15 protein-coding genes are annotated in these 17681 nt (G+C 72.3%); 7 read left to right on the top strand and 8 right to left on the bottom strand.

The window, feature by feature from the left end; genetic code table 11:
- Nucleotides 1–97: 97 nt before the first annotated feature.
- Nucleotides 98–1381, bottom strand: a complete 1284-nt coding sequence (locus tag GHR20_RS33610) for a molybdopterin-dependent oxidoreductase (protein WP_194859059.1) — start codon at nucleotides 1379–1381, stop codon at nucleotides 98–100.
- 194 nt (nucleotides 1382–1575) lie between these two features.
- Here GHR20_RS33610 and GHR20_RS33605 point away from each other — a divergent pair, with 194 nt between their 5' ends.
- Together GHR20_RS33605 and GHR20_RS33600 are read left to right on the top strand one after the other, a co-directional pair.
- Complete coding sequence (locus GHR20_RS33605; protein ID WP_153816242.1) at nucleotides 1576–2877, top strand: hypothetical protein; 1302 nt, start codon at nucleotides 1576–1578, stop codon at nucleotides 2875–2877.
- A 123-nt stretch (nucleotides 2878–3000) separates the two neighbouring features.
- Nucleotides 3001–3690 carry an alpha/beta fold hydrolase gene (locus tag GHR20_RS33600; protein ID WP_148025807.1) on the top strand — a complete coding sequence of 230 codons (690 nt, stop codon included), beginning with the start codon at nucleotides 3001–3003 and terminating at the stop codon, nucleotides 3688–3690.
- 94 nt (nucleotides 3691–3784) lie between these two features.
- Here GHR20_RS33600 and GHR20_RS33595 read toward each other — a convergent pair whose 3' ends face one another.
- Entirely contained in the window at nucleotides 3785–4654 is an 870-nt protein-coding gene (locus GHR20_RS33595; protein ID WP_153815333.1) for an MBL fold metallo-hydrolase, read from the bottom strand.
- 197 nt (nucleotides 4655–4851) lie between these two features.
- On the opposite strand from GHR20_RS33595, the gene GHR20_RS33590 reads away from it, so the two are divergent.
- The 3 genes from GHR20_RS33590 to GHR20_RS33580 all read left to right on the top strand — a co-directional run bounded on the left by GHR20_RS33590 (nucleotide 4852) and on the right by GHR20_RS33580 (nucleotide 8277).
- A complete protein-coding gene (locus GHR20_RS33590; RefSeq protein ID WP_111582709.1) occupies nucleotides 4852–6051 on the top strand; it encodes a mannosyltransferase family protein in 1200 nt (399 codons plus the stop codon).
- A 190-nt stretch (nucleotides 6052–6241) separates the two neighbouring features.
- Nucleotides 6242–7930, top strand: a complete 1689-nt coding sequence (ctaD, locus tag GHR20_RS33585) for a cytochrome c oxidase subunit I (protein WP_111582708.1) — start codon at nucleotides 6242–6244, stop codon at nucleotides 7928–7930.
- Entirely contained in the window at nucleotides 7927–8277 is a 351-nt protein-coding gene (locus tag GHR20_RS33580; protein WP_153815332.1) for a cytochrome C oxidase subunit I, read from the top strand. Before ctaD ends, GHR20_RS33580 begins: the two co-directional genes overlap by 4 nt.
- 48 nt (nucleotides 8278–8325) lie before the next feature.
- Here GHR20_RS33580 and GHR20_RS33575 read toward each other — a convergent pair whose 3' ends face one another.
- The 4 genes from GHR20_RS33575 to GHR20_RS33560 form a co-directional block, all read right to left on the bottom strand.
- Complete coding sequence (locus GHR20_RS33575) at nucleotides 8326–9039, bottom strand: DUF2993 domain-containing protein (protein ID WP_194859058.1); 714 nt, start codon at nucleotides 9037–9039, stop codon at nucleotides 8326–8328.
- A 143-nt stretch (nucleotides 9040–9182) separates the two neighbouring features.
- The gene (locus tag GHR20_RS33570; protein ID WP_153815331.1) at nucleotides 9183–11339 is read right to left on the bottom strand and encodes an MMPL family transporter; all 2157 of its coding nucleotides are present in this window, start codon (nucleotides 11337–11339) and stop codon (nucleotides 9183–9185) included.
- Between the two features lie 183 nt (nucleotides 11340–11522).
- Nucleotides 11523–12362: a class I SAM-dependent methyltransferase gene (locus GHR20_RS33565; protein ID WP_243878202.1), complete on the bottom strand. Its 840-nt coding sequence runs from the start codon at nucleotides 12360–12362 to the stop codon at nucleotides 11523–11525.
- Between the two features lie 40 nt (nucleotides 12363–12402).
- Nucleotides 12403–13068 carry a ScbR family autoregulator-binding transcription factor gene (locus GHR20_RS33560; RefSeq protein ID WP_111582705.1) on the bottom strand — a complete coding sequence of 222 codons (666 nt, stop codon included), beginning with the start codon at nucleotides 13066–13068 and terminating at the stop codon, nucleotides 12403–12405.
- A gap of 228 nt (nucleotides 13069–13296) precedes the next feature.
- Here GHR20_RS33560 and GHR20_RS33555 point away from each other — a divergent pair, with 228 nt between their 5' ends.
- Nucleotides 13297–14190, top strand: a complete 894-nt coding sequence (locus tag GHR20_RS33555) for a TIGR01777 family oxidoreductase (RefSeq protein WP_153815330.1) — start codon at nucleotides 13297–13299, stop codon at nucleotides 14188–14190.
- A gap of 79 nt (nucleotides 14191–14269) precedes the next feature.
- On the opposite strand, the gene GHR20_RS33550 is transcribed toward GHR20_RS33555, so the two are convergent.
- A complete protein-coding gene (locus GHR20_RS33550; RefSeq protein WP_243878201.1) occupies nucleotides 14270–14773 on the bottom strand; it encodes a lamin tail domain-containing protein in 504 nt (167 codons plus the stop codon).
- Nucleotides 14774–15006: 233 nt separating this feature from the next.
- On the opposite strand from GHR20_RS33550, the gene GHR20_RS33545 reads away from it, so the two are divergent.
- Entirely contained in the window at nucleotides 15007–15876 is an 870-nt protein-coding gene (locus tag GHR20_RS33545; protein ID WP_153816238.1) for a class II glutamine amidotransferase, read from the top strand.
- Between the two features lie 12 nt (nucleotides 15877–15888).
- Here GHR20_RS33545 and GHR20_RS33540 read toward each other — a convergent pair whose 3' ends face one another.
- Nucleotides 15889–17622 (bottom strand): LCP family protein, encoded by a 1734-nt coding sequence (locus tag GHR20_RS33540; protein WP_202489383.1) that lies wholly within the window; start codon nucleotides 17620–17622, stop codon nucleotides 15889–15891.
- Nucleotides 17623–17681: the final 59 nt, after the last annotated feature.

Genomic DNA, 17681 nt, shown 5'->3' with positions numbered 1-17681 from the left:
AGCCTGATCCCGGCGTACGCGGCGAGCGCGAACGAGCAGGCGAGCAGCAGCAGTTGGAAGGGGCTGCCGAGCGCGACGCGCAGTCGTCGGGGCATCATCACAGGGCTCCGAAGGTCAGCCGGGCCACCCATTTGGTGTTGAGCACACCGGGTGCGGCGGGCACGATGACCCGCGCCGGATGGCCGTGATCGGGCGAGAGTTCCTCGCCGTTGACATACAGGGCGAGCAGGGTGCGCGGATCGGCCACCTGGTTGGCGCGCAGGGCGGCCCGGCGGAAGGCGCCGTGCCGTTGCAGGGACTCCACGAGCACGTCCGGCGGATCACCGTCGTGGCCGACCAGCGCGGCGAGGTCGCGCAGCCGTACCCCGCGCCACCACTGGTCGGCGGTCGACCAGCCCTCCACGCAGGCGATGGGCAACGAGGCGCTGTGCAAGGGGAGTTCGAGCAGCTGGGCGCGGCTGAGGCGGACGGTGCCGGTCCGGCCGGTGACGACGAGCCGCCAGGCGTCCTCGTGGGTGTCGGCCGCGGTGATCCCGGCGTACGCGGCGGTCTTGTTGATCTGGAAGCCGTTGGGGCCGCCGTTCGGATCGGCCGTGCCGTGCGGGGCGAGCAGGGCGGTACGGCGCAGGGGTCCGCCGAGGCTCTGGCCGACCGTGGTCAGGAACAGCAGCAGCGAGCCGCCGCCGACCAGCCCGAGGGCGCCGCGCCGGGAGACGGTGGGCCGGTCGGGGCGCGGGGCGACCAGGGTGCCCGGTCCGGGCACGCCGCTCTCCTCGGGTCGCTCCTCGGGCACCTCCTCGGGTTCGCCGCGCAGCCGCCGTCGTACGGTCCGCAGCGCGGTGGGCGTCTTCAGCGCGGCATGGGCGACGAAGGCCGAGAAGAACACCCAGGCGCCGTAGAAGTGCAGCGGGTAGAAGGAGCCCGGGAAGACGTAGGCCAGCTGGATGTTGAGCACGCCGGTGGTGAACTCGAACAGGCCGCCGCCGACCAGCAGCAACAGGGAGATCCGTTCCAGCGCGTGGGCGACGGAGCGGGCCGGCGGCAGGGTGAACAGCCTCGGCACCACCGACCACAGCTTGGCCAGCAGGACGGGGATCAGGGTGATGCCCAGGGTGACATGGACGCCCTGGGTGAGGCGGTAGAGCCACACCGGGCCGGTCGGCCACGCGAAGAGGTAGAAGCCCAGGAATCCCTTGTCCGGGGTCGTGTCATTGACCCGGGACAGGCCCGGGTTGTAGGCGGCGTACGACACCAGGCCGGTCACGAACAGCACGGTGACGCCGACGAGGAGGACGAGGCCGAGCACCGAGGTGAACCACGGGCCGCGCAGCGGGCTGCGCCAGAAACCCGGTGAGGTGGGGAGGCGGTCTTGGTCGCGCATGGCCCGACCGTAAGCCGCGAGAGGTCCGGAACAGGCGGTACGACAGGTGACGAAACCCTGACGTCCGGCCCGGACGGCGGCCCGGGGCCGCCCGCCCGCCCTAGCGTCTTGGTGTGACCCGTTCCCTCCACCGAGACCTCGCCCCCGAGCGTGCCCCGGATCGCGCCGGCGCCTCCCGCGCCACCCGCCGCGATCTGTACGCCGCCGCTGCCGCCGCCCTGCTCGTGACGGCGGCGGTCCTGGCCGGCCGCCATGTGCAGGCCGTCCACCGCACACTGTTCGTGCACTGGCCCCCGCTGTTCGCCGACTGGGACCCGCACCTCGGCCCCGGCACCCCCGCCGCACTGGCCGTGGCCGCGGCGATCGCGGCCTGGGGCCCCGTGCCGGCGGCCCGGCTGCCCTGGCGCGGGCTGCTCGCGGCGGCCTGGGCGAGCGCGCTGGCGTGGATCGTCTCGCTGGCGCTGGTGGACGGCTGGCAGCGGGGTGTCGCGGGCCGGCTGACCACCCGTGAGGAGTACCTCCGGGTGATCGGCCGCTTCCCCGACGTCCCGGCCGCCCTGCGCGGCTTCACGCACCACATCGTCAGCGGCTCCCCAAACCCGTGGCCCGCCCATGTCGCGGGGCATCCCCCGGCGGCCACGCTGACCTTCGTCCTGCTCGACCGGATCGGGCTGCGGGGCGGCGGCTGGGCCGGGATGTTCTGCGTGGTGGCCGCCGCGAGCGGATGCGTGGCGGTGCTGATCGCCGTGCGCGCCCTGGCCGGGGAGGCGCTCGCGCGGCGGGCGGCGCCGTTCATGGTGCTGGCCCCGGCCGCGGTGTGGCAGGGCGTCTCCGCCGACGGCTACTTCGCGGCGGTCGCCGCCTGGTCGGTGGCCCTGCTCGCCCTCGCCCTGACCCGCCCCTCCCCCTGGGCGGCCGCCGGCTCGGGCCTGCTGTTCGGGCTGACCTGCTACCTCTCCTACGGCCTCACGCTCTTCGCCCTCGTCGGCGCGGCGGTGCTCTTCCTCGCCCGCCGCGAACTACGCGCCCGCCCCATCCTGTTGCTGCCCCTGCTCGCCGGACTCGCCGTCTTCCCCTTGGTGTTCACGCTCGCCGGTTTCAACTGGTGGCACGGCTACCAGCTCCTGACGATCCGCTACTACCAAGGCGTGGGCGGCATCCGCCCCTACGGCTACTGGGTGTGGGCCAATCTCGCGTGCGCCGCGCTGATCACCGGCCCGGCCACCGCGGCGGGCCTGCGCCGCACCGGCGCCGTACTCCTGAGCCGCCGCACCGGCTCCCGGGCGCGGCTCGCCCTCCTCGTGGGGGCCGCGCTGCTCGCCCTGCTGGTGGCCGACCTGTCCGGCATGAGCAAGGCCGAGACCGAGCGGATCTGGCTGCCCTTCGCGCTGTGGCTGCTGCCCGCCTGCGCGCTGCTCCCCCGCCCGCGCCCCTGGCTCGCCGCCCAGGCGGTGCTCGCCCTGCTCCTCAATCATCTGCTGCTGACCGGCTGGTGAGGGTGACCGGCGACGGCCCCGGTCCTGCGGGTGCCGGGGGCCGCCTCCCGTGGGCATCATGGGAGGTGGACATCCGGGCCGTATCGCTCGGCGGGAACGGCGCCCCGGGAAGGGTTGAGGCCGATGATCTCCGAGATGGTTCTCGTCCGCATGGACGACGCCGCGCTCCACGGCGACCTCGTGGTCCAGGCACCCTCGCGTGCGGTGGTGCTCTTCGCCCACGGCAACGGCAGCTCCCGGCACAGCACCCGCAACCGGACCGTGGCCGCCGAACTGCGCACGGCCGGGTACGGCACGCTGCTGCTCGATCTGCTCAACGAGCGGGAGGAACGGCACGACGCGCGAAACGGCGAGCACCGCTACGACATCCCGCTCCTCGCGCACCGGCTGGTCGGGGCGATCGACTGGCTCGCGGAGCAGCCCGACACCCGGGGCACCCCGGTGGTGCTGTTCGGCGCGAGCACCGGCACCGCCGCCGCGCTGACGGCCGCCGTCGAGCGGCCCGACCGCGTCCTCGCCGTGGTCTCCCGGGACGGACGGCCCGATCTGGCGGGCGAGGCGCTGGAGCGGGTCCGGGCGCCGGTGCTGCTGGTCGTCGGCGGGCAGGACCACGAGATCCTGCGGCTCAACCAGGACGCGGCCCGGCGGCTGCGGGCCCCGCACGCCCTGCACGTCGTCCCCGACGCCACCCATCTCTTCGAGGACCCGCGCGCGCTGGCCCAGGTCTCCGCCGCGGCCAGGCGGTGGTGCGACGAGCGGCTACGGGCCACGGAGGAGGAACAGGAGCGGGAACTGGAGACGCACGGGCAGTGAAGCGCCCCCGGCGCGGGGACTCGCCACCGTGCGGTCCCCGGGCGGTCCCGGGCTCGGCCCGGCTCCGGCCGCCCGCTCCCGCACACCGCTTTCCTCACCACCGTACGGCCGTGAAGTCGACGGGACGCGGGCGCAGCGAGCGGGTGCGCCCGGTCAGCTCACGCAGCCGGCGGGACATCTCGTCGGCCGGCAGGTGCCTGCGGTCGCCGTGGCCCGGCAGGACCCACTCGAAGCGCAGCCGGTCCGCCGTACGCGCCAGGGAGGCGGCCAACTCCTCGATGGAGTACCAGGTCACGCTGTCCGCGACGGCGAGATCGCCCAGCGCGCGCGACCAGTAGAAGCTGTCGCCGGTGAAGCAGTACCGGTCGTCCGCGAGATACAGCACGCTGCCCCGGGTGTGGCCGGGCAGCGGGTGCACGGTGACGCCCGCGCCGATCTCCACCGGGTCGAGGCCGCGGATCACCCGGTCCGCGTCGGGCGCCGCGTCGAGGTCGCCCTCGTGGATCCACAGCCGGGCGCCGAGGTGGTCGGCCCAGCGGCGGCCGTGGGCCGCGTGGTCGCGGTGGGTGAGCAGCACGTCCGTGATCCGGCCCAGGGCCGTGTACCGGTCGGCCAGGGCGGGGCTCCAGCGGGGGGTGTCGATCATCATCTGGGTGCCGTCGGGCCGGCGCAGCAGGTAGGCGTTGGCGGCCGCGGTGTGCCGCGAGTTGTGGCCGCACAGCAGCACACCGTCGTCCAGGGCCAGGGGGAACGGGTCGAGCGCCTGGTCGGGCTGTCCGGTGGTGGGGCGGATCGAACGGGTGTGGCAGGCGAAGACGGCCGCGTGCAGCCGCCGGTTCTCCTCCTCGGTCCCGGGCTGCCGCACGATCCGGGAGGTGCCGTTCTCCTCGTCGATCAGGTCCGGCGCCAGCTGCCGGGCGACGTCGCAGTTGGTGCAGCGGTCGTCGACGTACCAGCCGTCCACAGGGACTCCTTCCGCGGGGCGCGGCCCCGGGCGGGCCCGCCGTTCCAGGATGACCCGCGCGCACCGGGACCGGTAGGTGCGTCCGGTCTTGTGTTTTCCCGTGTACAACGCTCTGACCAGCAGATAAAACAAGACAGAACTGGCCGGATCGGCGTGGTCCCATTGCGTGGACGTCCGGCTCCGATGAAGGTCAGGGGGTGAGTACGTTCTCCCCGCGGCACGGTGCCGCCTCCGCCCTCGAACGGCCCGGTCCGCCCCTGGAGGGGCGCGAGCGGCGGACGTGGCCGCCCGGGGTGCAGCGGGCGCTCGTCCTCTTCGGTGCCGTCCGGCTGGCCGGGGCGGTCCTCGTCGTCGTGGTGAACCTGCTCACCGGCCGTTCGATACTCAAGGGCCTGGCCCATTCCTGGGACTCCGTCTGGTACCTGCACATCGCCACGCACGGCTACGGCACCCGGATGCACATCACCAGCTCCGGCGCGGTGCAGACCGACTGGGCGTTCTTCCCCCTGTACCCGGGACTGGTCCGGGTCCTCGACTGGATCCCCCTGCTGACCCCGGGCGTGGCGGCGCTGCTGATCGCCTGGACCGCGACCGCGCTGGCCGCCGTCGGCGTCTACGCGATCGGGCACCGGCTGTACGGCCGCGCGGTGGCCACCGCGATGGTGGCCCTGTGGGCCGTACTGCCGCACTCGGTCGTCCTGACGCTCGCCTACACCGAGCCGCTGTTCATCGCGCTCGCCGTGTGGTGCCTGTACGCGCTGCTGGACGAGCGCTGGCTGACGGCCGGCGCGCTCGCCGCGCTCGCGGGTCTGACCCGGCCGAACGGCTACGCCGCCGCCGCGGCCGTCCTCGGCGTGGCGGCCTTCGAGGCCGTACGGCGCCGGGGGCGCGTGCCGTTCGGTCTGTGGGCCGGTGCCCTCGCCGCCCCGCTCGGCTGGACGGCGTACCTGCTGCTGGTGGGGCACCGCACGGGCGACCTGCTGCACGGCTACTTCCAGGTGCAGAGCGCCTGGGAGTCGCGTTTCGACGGGGGCCTCGGCACCCTTCGCTTCCTCGCGACGGTGCCGCTCACCGACGGCGTCGTCTACCCGGTGGCGCTGGTGGTCGTGGCGGTCGGCGTGTACCTGTTCGTCCGGCTGTGCCAGGAGCGCGTCCCGCTGGCGCTGCTGCTGTACACCGCCGCGCTGCTGCTGCCGGTCGTGCTGGTCTCGGGCCCCTTCGAGTCCAAGCCGCGCTTCCTGCTGCCGGCGTTCCCGCTGCTCATCCCGGCGGCGCAGGCGCTGGTCCACCGGTGGCGCACCGACCCCGACACCACCCGCAGGCTGTGCGGGTACCTCGCCGCCTTCTCGCTGCTCTACGGCACGTATCTGGCGACCTTCGCCAACCACTCCCCCTGAGCCCCGGCCCGCCCCGGCGCCCCCGCGCCCCGGCCGCCCGTTGCTCCGAACGGGGTGTCCGGCTGCTCCGTCCGGGTGCGAGCGTCAGCCGTTCGGCCGTGTCCCGGCCCTCGAGGGCTCCGGCGGCGAGCCCGGTGCCGCGAGGATGTCGGATGACTGACGTCTGCGAGCGCCGGGAGGCGTACCAGCTGTGAGCATTCTGAACGAGCCCAAGGGGCCGGCCGACGCCTACGACACCGAGGTGGCGGTACGGCGCAAGCAGCCCGGCAATGTCGTGGTGAAGTGGCTGACGACCACCGATCACAAGACGATCGGCACGCTGTACCTGGCGACGTCGTTCGCGTTCTTCCTGATCGGCGGAGTCATGGCGCTCATCATCCGCGCCGAGCTGGCCCGCCCGGGGCTGCAGATCGTCTCCAAGGAGCAGTACAACCAGCTGTTCACGATGCACGGCACCGTGATGCTGCTGATGTTCGCGACGCCGCTGTTCGCCGGGTTCACCAACTGGATCATGCCGCTCCAGATCGGCGCGCCCGATGTCGCCTTCCCGCGGCTGAACATGCTCGCCTACTGGCTGTACCTGTTCGGCTCGCTCATCGCGGTGGGCGGCTTCCTCACCCCCGAGGGCGCGGCCGACTTCGGCTGGTTCGCCTATGCCCCGCTGCACAACGAGGTGTTCTCGCCCTATGTCGGCTCCGACCTGTGGATCATGGGTCTGGCCTTCTCCGGTTTCGGGACGATCCTCGGCTCGGTCAACTTCATCGCGACGATCATCTGCATGCGCGCGCCCGGCATGACGATGTTCCGCATGCCGATCTTCGTCTGGAACGTCCTGCTGACCGCCGTCCTGGTGCTCCTGGCCTTCCCGGTCCTGGCCGCCGCGCTGTTCGCCATCGAGGCGGACCGCCAGTTCGGCGCCCATATCTACGACTCGGCCAACGGCGGGGCGCTGCTGTGGCAGCACCTCTTCTGGTTCTTCGGCCATCCAGAGGTGTACATCATCGCGCTGCCGTTCTTCGGCATCGTCTCGGAGATCATCCCGGTCTTCGCCCGCAAGCCGATGTTCGGTTACATGGGTCTGATCGCGGCGACCATCTCCATCGCGGGGCTGTCCATCACCGTGTGGGCGCACCACATGTACGTGACCGGCGGTGTGCTGCTGCCGTTCTTCTCCTTCATGACCTTCCTGATCGCGGTGCCGACGGGGGTGAAGTTCTTCAACTGGATCGGCACCATGTGGAAGGGCTCGCTGTCCTTCGAGACGCCGATGCTCTGGGCGACCGGCTTCCTCGTCACCTTCCTCTTCGGCGGTCTGACCGGCGTGATCCTGGCCTCGCCGCCGATGGACTTCCACGTCTCCGACTCGTACTTCGTGGTGGCCCACTTCCACTATGTGGTCTTCGGTACGGTCGTGTTCGCCATGTTCGCCGGATTCCACTTCTGGTGGCCCAAGTTCACCGGCAAGATGCTGGACGAACGCCTCGGCAAGATCACCTTCTGGACGCTGTTCATCGGCTTCCACACCACGTTCCTGGTGCAGCACTGGCTGGGCGCCGAGGGGATGCCCCGCCGGTACGCCGACTACCTGGCCGCCGACGGGTTCACCGCCCTGAACACGGTCTCGTCGATCGGTTCGTTCCTGCTGGGCCTGTCGATGCTGCCGTTCCTCTACAACATCTGGAAGACGGCCCGGTTCGGGGTGCCGGTCGGTGTGGACGACCCCTGGGGCTTCGGCCGCTCGCTGGAGTGGGCGACCTCCTGCCCGCCGCCGCGGCACAACTTCCTGACCCTGCCCCGCGTCCGCAGCGAGTCCCCCGCGTTCGACCTGCACCACCCGGACATCGCGCTGGCCGAGGCCGAGGCGCACAGCGCGGTATGAGCGACCCGAGTCTGCGGCAGGGGGCCACCGAGGGGGCGCTGGGCAACGAGGTGGAGGGGTACCTGCTCTGGCAGGCCCGTGTCGCGGAGGCCGAGCAGCGTGCCCAGGAGTTCGTCCGGCCCATGGACTGGCTGACGACCGCCCAGCGCACGGAGATCGAGCGGAGCTACGTCGAGGACGCGCTGCGCCGCGCCCGGAAGGACCTGGAGCGCATCGCCGGCCGCTGCGCCTCGCTGCGCGCCGAGTACGAGAACAGGTACCGGGAGCTGCGCCGGCGGTGCGTGGGCTGGACGCTGGGCGTGTGCGTGGGACTGGTGGCGGCGGTGACGCTGCTGCTGCTCCTCTGAACCTCTCCGGGGCCGCCGCCTCCCTGACGGAGCGGCGGCCCCGGGCGCTCAGCGGGAGAAGCGCGAGGTGCCCAGGTTCACCAGGTGGCCGACCAGGTCGATCCGGACGCCGTCCGGGGTGGCGCGGGCGGCGCTGAAGCCGACGTTCTCCGGGAGTTCGACGCGCCAGGTGGCCGCGGCCTGTGCGGCGCCGGGCGCGCTGAGGGAGAGTTCGTTGCCCTGGGCGAGCAGCGTGCCGGTGCCGTCGGCCTGCCGGCCGCCGACGGTGCCGCTGATCCCGACCCGCGCCGCCTGACCGTCCGAGCCCGGCGCCTGCGACACCTTGACGGGACCACCGCTGCCCGCCAACCGCGTGAGCACGCCGGACAGTTGGTCGTAGGACAGGGTCAGTGTGCCGGTGACGAGGTCCGCCTCGGCGCTGCGGGCCGTCAGTGAGGTCACCGTCACGCCGTGCAGGTCGAGTCGGAGCCGCTGGACGCTCAGGTAGCCGCCCTGCGCGTTGCCCGTGGTGTCGACGGTGAAGTTCTCGGCCGTCAGGGCTACATGGTCGAAGTCCCGGGCGAACGCCTGCGTCAGGAAGGGAAAGCCCTTGATCGACACGTCGACACCGCCGTCGGTGGAGTTGCCGTAGCCGTACTTCTGCTCGGCGAGCCGCGCGGCCTCCTTGTCCGCGTAGTGCACGGCGACCCGGTCGGCGACGGTGAACAGGACGGCCAGGACCACGACCGTGATCGCCAGCACCTTCACCCAGCGTCGTCTCATCTCAATTCCCCCGCGGGATATGGAGTTGGAACGCACGCTCCCCGCGTGCGCTCCCGATCATGCACCACGGGCGGGCCGCCGGAGGCAGCGGGGGCGCACCGGGGCCCGTGCCCTGGTGCGCCCCCGTGGAGCGGTGCCCGGTGTCAGCGGCCGTGGCCCGCCGGGTCACGTTCGTCCGCGGCCCGCGCGGGGACGGTGCCGGGGGTCTCCGTCGCCCGGTCGCCGTGGCCCGGCCACCAGGCCGCGTGCCCGATGAGCGCGGTGAGGCTCGGCGTGGAGAACATCGCCATGACGAACGCGGCGATCGCGATGCCGAAGGAGACCGCGAAGCCCATCTCCGTGAGCAGCGCGTTCCCGGCCAGCATCATCGTGGCGAAGGTCGCCGCCAGGATGAATCCGGCCGCGGCCACGGTCGGACCGGCGTGCCGCAGGGCCTGGCCCGCCGCCTCGCGCGGATCGCGGCCCTCGCGGGCCTCCTCCCGCAGCCGGGCGATCATGAGGATGTTGTAGTCCGTGCCGATGGCGACCACGAAGAGATACATGATCACCGGGAGCATGAACATCAGGCCGGAGTGCCCCTCCCCCTTCTGGAAGATCCACACCGTGGCGCCGAGGGTGGCGCCGAAGCCGAGGCCCACCGAGGCCATCAGGTACCAGGGCGCCACGACGCTGCGCAGCAGCAGGCCGAGGATGATCATGATGAGGAGGGCCGCGACCGGGAACACCGTGCGGTAGTCGTGGTCGACCGCCGTGTCGATGTCCTTGTAGATCGAGGACATGCCGCCGACCAGCGCCTTCGTGCCGGCGGGCGCGTCCGCGTGGGCGGTGTCGCGCACCCGCCGCACGGCGTCGAGCGCCTGGTCCGTGGACGCCTCGTACTTCAGGGTGACGGTGAAGTCAGCGGTGGTGCCGCCCTTGTCGAGCTGGCTCATCCGGACGCTCGCGACGCCGTCGACCGCGCCGAGCTTGCGCGCGTAGCCGGCGAATCCGCTCTTGTCGAGCGGCTTGCCGTCGGTGCTGGAGAGGTAGACGTCGGTGGGCGCGGCGGCGCCCGCGGAGTACGCCTGCTGCATCCGGTCCTGGACGACCATGGACTCCTTGGTCTTGGGCATCGAGCCCGAGGCCAGGTCGAAGGTGGCCTGGTAGCCGAGGGTGCCGGCCGACAGGGCGAGCAGGACCAGGCCGGAGGCGACGGCGGCCAGTGCCGGGCGGCGGCGCACCGCGTGGCCGAGCGCGGCGAACCGGGCGTTCTCCGGCTCCTTCTGCCAGGACTTGGACGGCCAGAAGACCTTGGGACCGATCAGCGAGACCACGGCCGGGATCAGGGTGAGGCCCGCGACCAGGGTGGCGGCGACCGCGATGGCGAGCGCGGGACCCATCTGCTTGAGGAAGCCGAGGGTGGACAGGACCAGCGCGAGGAAGGCGATGATGACCGCGCCGGCGGCCGAGGCGATGGCCTCGCCGACCCGGCCGACCGCGTTGATCATGGCTTCCTTGGACTCGTCACCGGCCCTGAGGCGTTCGCGGTAGCGGAACATCAGGAACAGGAAGTAGTCCGTGCCCACGCCGAAGAGCACCACGATCAGGATGGACGAGATCGAGCTGTTGGCCTGGAGCCCGAACAGCTTGGTGGCGTAGGCGATCAGGCCGTTGGCGACGGCCGAGACCAGGCCGATGAGGATCAGCGGCAGGATGGCCAGGATCGGCGCCCGGAAGATGATCAGCAGGGTCACCAGGATGATGACGAAGGTGCCGATGCCGATCAGCGCCTGGCCGCGCTTGGAGGAGTCCTGCTGGTCGAGGGCCTGCGCGGCGGAACCCCCGAGCTGCACGTCGAGATGGGTGCCCCGGGCCAGTTGTCTGACGTCGGCGCGCAGGGTCTTGGCCGCGTCGGCCTGTTTGGGCTGGCCGGCGTTCTTGCTGTCCATCTGGACCAGGGTCAGGGAGTACCTGCCGTCCTTCGACGGCGGGCCGGGGACCACCTTCTGCACCTGATCGATCTTCTTCTCGCCCAGCTCGGTGGTGATCCGGGCGATGTCCTTCTGGTCGGCGGCGGTCAGCCGGCCGCCGTCGGTGCGCTGGTAGAGCGCGATCGCGGACGGGGTGAAGGCACTGGGGAACGCCTTCTGCTGGAGATCCGCGGCTTGGATCGACTCGTAACTCTTGGGCAGGAAACTGCTCTCGTCGCTGTTGGAGGGCAAGCCTGGGGCGGTGGCGACGATCGCCACCGCGGCGATCAGCCATGCCACGATCGTCCAGACCGGGTGCCGTACGACGGCAGCGCCAATACGTCGGAACATGCGGGAGGGTCCTCCTGTACAGGAAGATCACCGCAGCCCGGGGAGCGGTCCCTGGCATCGGCGACCCCGACCGGCCCAGTCCGAGGGGCCGGTCGAATGGTTGTCTGAGGGATCACATCGTAGTGACCGACGATACGTTTTTCGCACCGAATTCCCGGTGGCCGGTACCGTGCCTCAAGCGGATCAAACCGGTCCGGAATTCCGCCAGATGAACACCTCGGTACTGGGGGCTCGCTCGGCGAAACACCCCGTTGGGGAGACCTCGGCGAGCAGCCCGCGCAGCTCCGCCTCGAAGGAGTCCAGACGCGCGCCGAACAGGTGCGGGGCGGCGAAGGAGTGCGAGAAGGTCCAGACGACGACGTCGTCGGCGGTGCGCTCCAGCACCGCGCCGCCGGGTACGACACGGCGCTCGGGGTCGAGGAATCCGGCCTCCGCCAGGATCCGGGCCTCGCCCCCGGGCGTGCCCTGGGGCAGCAGCCCCCGGCCCGCGCGCCGGACGGGCCCGAGGTACTCCTTGACCAGCGCGGTGATGCTCTCGTGGGGCACGGCGGGGTAAGCCGCTCCCCCGGCCGTCCGGCGCTCCCCCTTCAGGTCGGCGAGGTGGACCAGCGTGCCGCCGGGCCGCAGCATCGCGCGGACGGTGCGGGCCACCCGGGCGCGGTCGGTCCAGTGGAAGGACTGCGCGAAGACCACGGTGTCGAACAGGCCGAGTCCGGCCGGGAGTTCCTCGGCCCGCAGCCGTGCCCAGCGGACCCGCCGGGCCACCCCCGCGGCGGCGGCCCGGCGTTCGGCCGCGCGGAGCATCCCCGGGTCGGGGTCGACGCCGACGGCCTCATGGAACAGCGGGGCCAGCGGCACGGTGACGGTGCCCGGACCGCAGCCCACGTCGAGCAGCCGGCCCCGTCCGTCGGCGGACAGCTCCTGGGCGAGCAGGGGTACCAGGCCGGGGGCGTACGGCAGCCTGCCGCGCTCGTAGTGCTCGGCCGCTCCGGCGAACAGGGTCTCGTCCCACTCCCAGGTCACATGACGGCCTTCCTGCGGGGGCGGTTCGGGCTGTGACGTCTCAGCTGGAGGCGCCGGCCAGCGCGGCGCGCGAGCGGCGTCGGGCCTCGGCGATCACCCGCGCGCCGCGGTCCGGGGCGGTGTCGAGGCGGACGAGGACGGACGGGGTGGCGATGGCGGGGAGCAGATGGCCGAAGAGCGCCGACATCCGCTGGTCCAGATCGGCCCAGTCGGCGACGGCCTGCGAGACGAACTGCACTCCTATCCACGCCCCGAGGAAGACCTGCGTGGTCTCCTCCGGCACCACGTGCGGCAGCACTTCGTCCCTGGCCTTGGCCTCGGTCAGCAGGGACGCGGTGAGTTCGGCCCAGGCCGGCCAGGCGCTGCCGAAGACGTCCCGCCCCTGGAGGTCGGCCGAGAGCCGGACCGCGGCCAGCAACAGGGGTTCGCGCGGCAGCCGGTCGGCGAGCGTCATCCCGGCGTCCACCCACTCCTGGAGCTTCAGCTCCCGGGGGACGTGGTACTCGCCCGATATCCGCTCCTCCAGCACACCCCGGGCGAGGGCCGCCTTGGAGTCGAAATGGAAGTAGAGGGCGCCCTTGGTGACACCGGCCCGGTTCAGTATCTCGGCGATGGTCGCCGCGGCATACCCACGCTCGGCGAACACCCCGGCGGCGGCCTCCAGAACAGCCCGCCGGGTCCGCACAGCTCGCTCCTGCTGAGCCATGGACCCTCCCCAAGCTGAACGTTAAACCAATCCGTAGCCTACCCCACAGCCTCTCTACCACCCGGTCCGCGCGGGCCGTTGGGAAGTCCGGGCCAGCGGGAACGGGCCGGGGAAACGGAACCGGGAACGCGCACGGGAAAACACATGGCGTACGCCGCGAACCGCGCCGGTTCGGGTTTGAATCGGGACAGACATCGCACCAACTCGCCGCCGCCTCAGGAGGACGCCATGCGCGTCGCGATCACCGGGTCCCATGGGCTCATCGGTTCCGCTCTCGTCCGCTCCCTGTCCAAGGACGGGCATCAGGTCGTCAGGCTCGTCCGACAGGGGGCGGATCGCGCTCCGGGGGACGGGAGCGAGACGGTGACCTGGGACCCGGCCGGGGACGGGGTGCGGCTGGCGGGGGTGGACGCGGTGGTGCATCTGGCGGGGGCCGGGGTCGGGGACCACCGGTGGAGCGTGTCGTACAAGCGGGAGATCCGGGAGAGCCGGGTGCGGGGGACCCGGGCGATCGCACGGGCCTGCGCCGACGCCGAGGTGCCACCGCGGGTCCTCGTGTCGGCGTCCGCGACCGGGTACTACGGGGACACCGGTGAGCGGATCGTGGACGAGAGCGCACCCGCCGGTGACGACTTCCTGGCGTCCGTCTGCGCCGACTGGGAGGCCGCGGCCGAGCCGGCCCGGGCGGCGGGAATCCGGGTGGTGCATCCGCGGACCGGGCTGGTGGTCGCGGGCGAGGGCGGGGCGTTCGGCAGGATGATGCCGCTGTTCCGGCTCGGGCTGGGCGGGCGGATCGGATCGGGCGACCAGTACTGGCCGTTCGTCTCGCTGACCGACCACCTCGCGGCGCTGCGGTTCGCCCTGGACACCGACGCGCTGTCGGGGCCGGTCAACTTCACGGCCCCCGAGCCCCTGCCGGAACGTGAGGTCTCGCGGGTGATGGCCCGCCTCCTGCACCGCCCGGCCGTCGTCCCCGCCCCCGCCTTCGCGCTGCGCGCCGCGCTCGGGGAGTTCGCGACGACCCTCACGTGCAGCACCCGCGCGGTCCCGGCGGCGCTGACCGAGGCGGGCTTCGCCTTCCGCCACCCCACCTTCGAACAGGCCCTGGGCTCCGTGCTCTGAACCGCCGTCGCAGCGACGGGCGGTACGCCGCTCCGAGAGCCGCGCACCGCCCGCGCCGTTCACCTCAGCCGGTCGGCGTTCAGTGGCGGCCGCCGCCCTGGCGCGGGTGGCCCGTGGCGCGGTGCTGGTTCCAGGAGACCTGGTCGACGAGGCGCCCGCGGTCGTTGCGCAGCTTGGCGGTGTCGGACTTGTCCCAGACCTGGGACCGGCGGTCCTGGAACAGGTCGGACCTGGTGTCCCGGCCGATGCCGGTGTGGACGCGGACCGTGGCGCGGGCGCCGAGGGAGTAGTGGTGGAAGGTGAAGGTGTGCCCGGCGGCGTCCGACAGCCTCCAGCCGTCGAGGTTCACCGCCCGGCGCGACTCGTTGGTGACGGCCACCCACTGCTGGTTCAGGGCGACGTTGGTACGGGCCCCCCGGCCCGTGCTGTCGTACCGCACATTGCTGATGTACACCACGCCGTGCGAGCGGCCCGAGTGGTGGCCGGCGGCCGCGGCGGGCAGCGCGGCGGCGCCGACGACGGCGGCGGCCACGGCGGTGGCGGCGCTCAGCCGACGGACGGTCGTGAGAACAGAAACGGACACAGAGGTCCCCCTTTGTACATGGTGCTGTGCAGGGTGCGTAGTGCTGGTGACGGCCGGGTGACCGCACCCCCACACTGTGCAGCGCTTCGGGGGATTCCGGGTGGAAAACGTCATGCATTGCGCTTCCTTCAGGTTCCCATGACTCTTACTCCCTCTTGCCGGTATCTTCCGTTTGCCTGGGGTATGAACGGATTGACCTTGTGTTCGGAGGAGCCGACACCTCGGAGGACCCCGTGTGCCGCCTGTTCGGACTGACCAGCGCTCCCCGGCGCACCCGTGCCACCTTCTGGCTGCTGGAGGCGCCCGACAGCCTCAGCGCGCAGAGCCACCGCGAACCGGACGGCACCGGTCTCGGGTACTACGCGGCCGACGGCACGCCGGAGGTGCACAAGGCGCCGATCGCCGCCTACGAGGACCGGGCCTTCGCCGAGGAGGCCCGCGAGGTGGAGTCGGCCACCTTCCTCGCGCACATCCGGTACGCCTCCACCGGCGGCCTGGACGTGCGCAACACGCACCCCTTCGAGCAGCGCGGGCGCCTGTTCGCGCACAACGGGGTGATCGAGGGGCTCGACCTGCTCGACCGTCACCTGGGCGCGGACCGGGCCCTGGTGCACGGCGACACCGACTCCGAGCGGTTCTTCGCCCTCGTCACGCGGGAGACCGGGGCGAGCGGCGGTGACGTGTCCGCGGGACTCGTGACGGCGGCCCGCTGGGTCGCCGGGAACCTGCCGCTGTTCGCGCTGAACGTCATCCTCGTCACGGCCGACGAGCTGTGGGCGCTGCGCTATCCGGACACCCATGAGCTGTACGTCCTGGAGCGGCCCGCGGGCGGCCATCACGGTTCACGTCATCTGGACCACACCGGCCGGCACGGACGGCTGCGGGTGCACTCGGCGGCGCTGGCCGGCCTGTCGTCCGTCGTCGTGGCCAGCGAGCCCCTGGACGAGAGCCCGCACTGGCGGCCGCTGGCGCCCGGCGAACTGCTGCACGTGGACCGCGACCTCGGCGTCACGTCCCGCATCGCGCTGCCCGACCCGCCGGCGCATCCGCTCACCCTCGCCGACCTGCGCCCCGACGCGGCCGCCTCGCAGCGGCCCTCCTGACGGCGTCCGGGGTCAGGAGTCCGAGTCCGGCTTGTCCCTGGCCTCCGCGTACGCCTCGGAGGGCGTCAGGGACACCCCGTTCAGGGTGACGGTCTTGTAGGGGCTGACCTTCGCGCACGCCTTGGCCTGGTCGGCCGTGGAGGCATGGGCGTTGGAGACCGCCGCCTTGGTGTCGGCACTCCCGGCCGAGCCGCCCGGGAAGCTGTTGCCGGAGGCCCAGTCGCCGCCGATGACCAGGGTCAGGCCGGTGCCGGTGCCCTGCTTGAGGTGCGAGCCGGACAGCCCGAGCGCCTTGGCGACCGTCTGGGCCTCGCCCTTCTGCCCGTCGCCGTAGGTGAGGGTGGTGGTCGCCGACGGGCTCGGCGCGTTGGCCGTGGTGGTGCCGGAGCTGAAGCCCTGGTCGGTGAGCGCGGTGGCGATGGCGGAGGCGCGGCCGGTGACGGCGGTGCCGTTCTCCACCGTCACGGCGATCCGCGCGGCGGGCACGCTCGGCGTGGTGGCCTTCTTGGTGGCGGAGGCCGCCGCGCTCTTGCCGCCGGACCCGGTGGTCAGGGCCTGGTCGCCGGCGATGGTGGCGAAGAGCGTCTTGGCGCCGGGGCCCACCACCACGCGGTTGTCGTTGGCCGGGTCGGCCGCGGTCTGCATGGTCGTGAAGGTCATCCGCTTGGTGGGGACCTTGTTCACGTCCGAGGCGAGCCCTATCAGCTTCTTCACCGTGTCGAGGCCGTCGTCCACGGTGAGCGCCTTGGTGGCGGCGTCCGCGAGGTCGTAGACCGCGCCGGGGTCGGTGAGGGTGCCCGCGCTCTTGAACTTGCGGATCATCGAGCTGAGGAAGATGTGCTGGGAGATGGTGCGGCCCAGGTCGCTGCCGTCGCCGAAGCCGTGCCGGGAACGCACGAACTCCAGGGCCGCGACGCCCTTGAGGGTGTGGGTGCCCTTGGACAGCTTCAGGTGCGAGTAGGTGTCGTACACGTTGTCGCTGACGCAGACGGGGACGCCGCCGACCGCGTCGGACATCTTGACCACGCCGGAGAAGTCCAGCTTGACGAAGTGGTCGATGGTGATGCCGGTGAGCTGGTGGACGGTCTCCACCTGGCAGGCGGGGCCGTACTGGAGGGCGCTGTTGATCTGGCCGAAGTAGCCCGGGGTGGACTGGCCGTTCTCGGTGTTCTTGCAGGCCGGCACCTGCGTCATGGTGTCGCGCGGGATGCTCATCACGGTGGCGTTGGAGCGGTCGGCGGATATGTGCACGACCATTTCCACGTCCGCGTTGCTGCCGGTCTGCACCCCGGTGTGGGAGCAGCCGCCGCCGAGCTTGCAGTCCGCCGCGTTGGTGCGCCCGTCCGAACCCATCACCAGGATGTTGATCGGGGTACGGCCGAAGGCGTCGGGCTTCTCGGTGCCGCCCTTGCCGTCGAGGGAGAGGCTGTGGATGTTGCCGTTCAGATGGTCGTAGAACCACCAGCCGGCGCCGGCGGTGACCACGATCAGCGTCGACAGCGATATCGCCGCGATCTTCAGCACGCGCCTGGCGCGCGGCACCGGGCGGGCCCGGCCCCTGCGGGCGCGCTTCGCGCCGCGGGCGCGGGCGGCCTCGCGGGCCGCGGCCCGGCCGCCCTGGGCGCGGCCCTCGGAGGGGGCCGCCTCGGCGCGTGCCGCGTCCGGCTCGGGGGCCCGCTGGCCGGGCACCCGACGATCACGGCGGCGCGTGGTCTGGCCGGCCGGCCCGTCCCACGGGTCGCTCATCTCCCACTCCCCTGAACGGTTGGGCCGGGCCGTCGACACTGCGGCCTGGCTTGCGCGGT

This window comes from Streptomyces sp. SUK 48, from assembly GCF_009650765.1.
In the GTDB taxonomy this organism is placed as follows: domain Bacteria; phylum Actinomycetota; class Actinomycetes; order Streptomycetales; family Streptomycetaceae; genus Streptomyces.
Note: the sequence above shows the minus strand (reverse complement) of the source record. Positions and strands in the feature narration are given on the sequence as shown.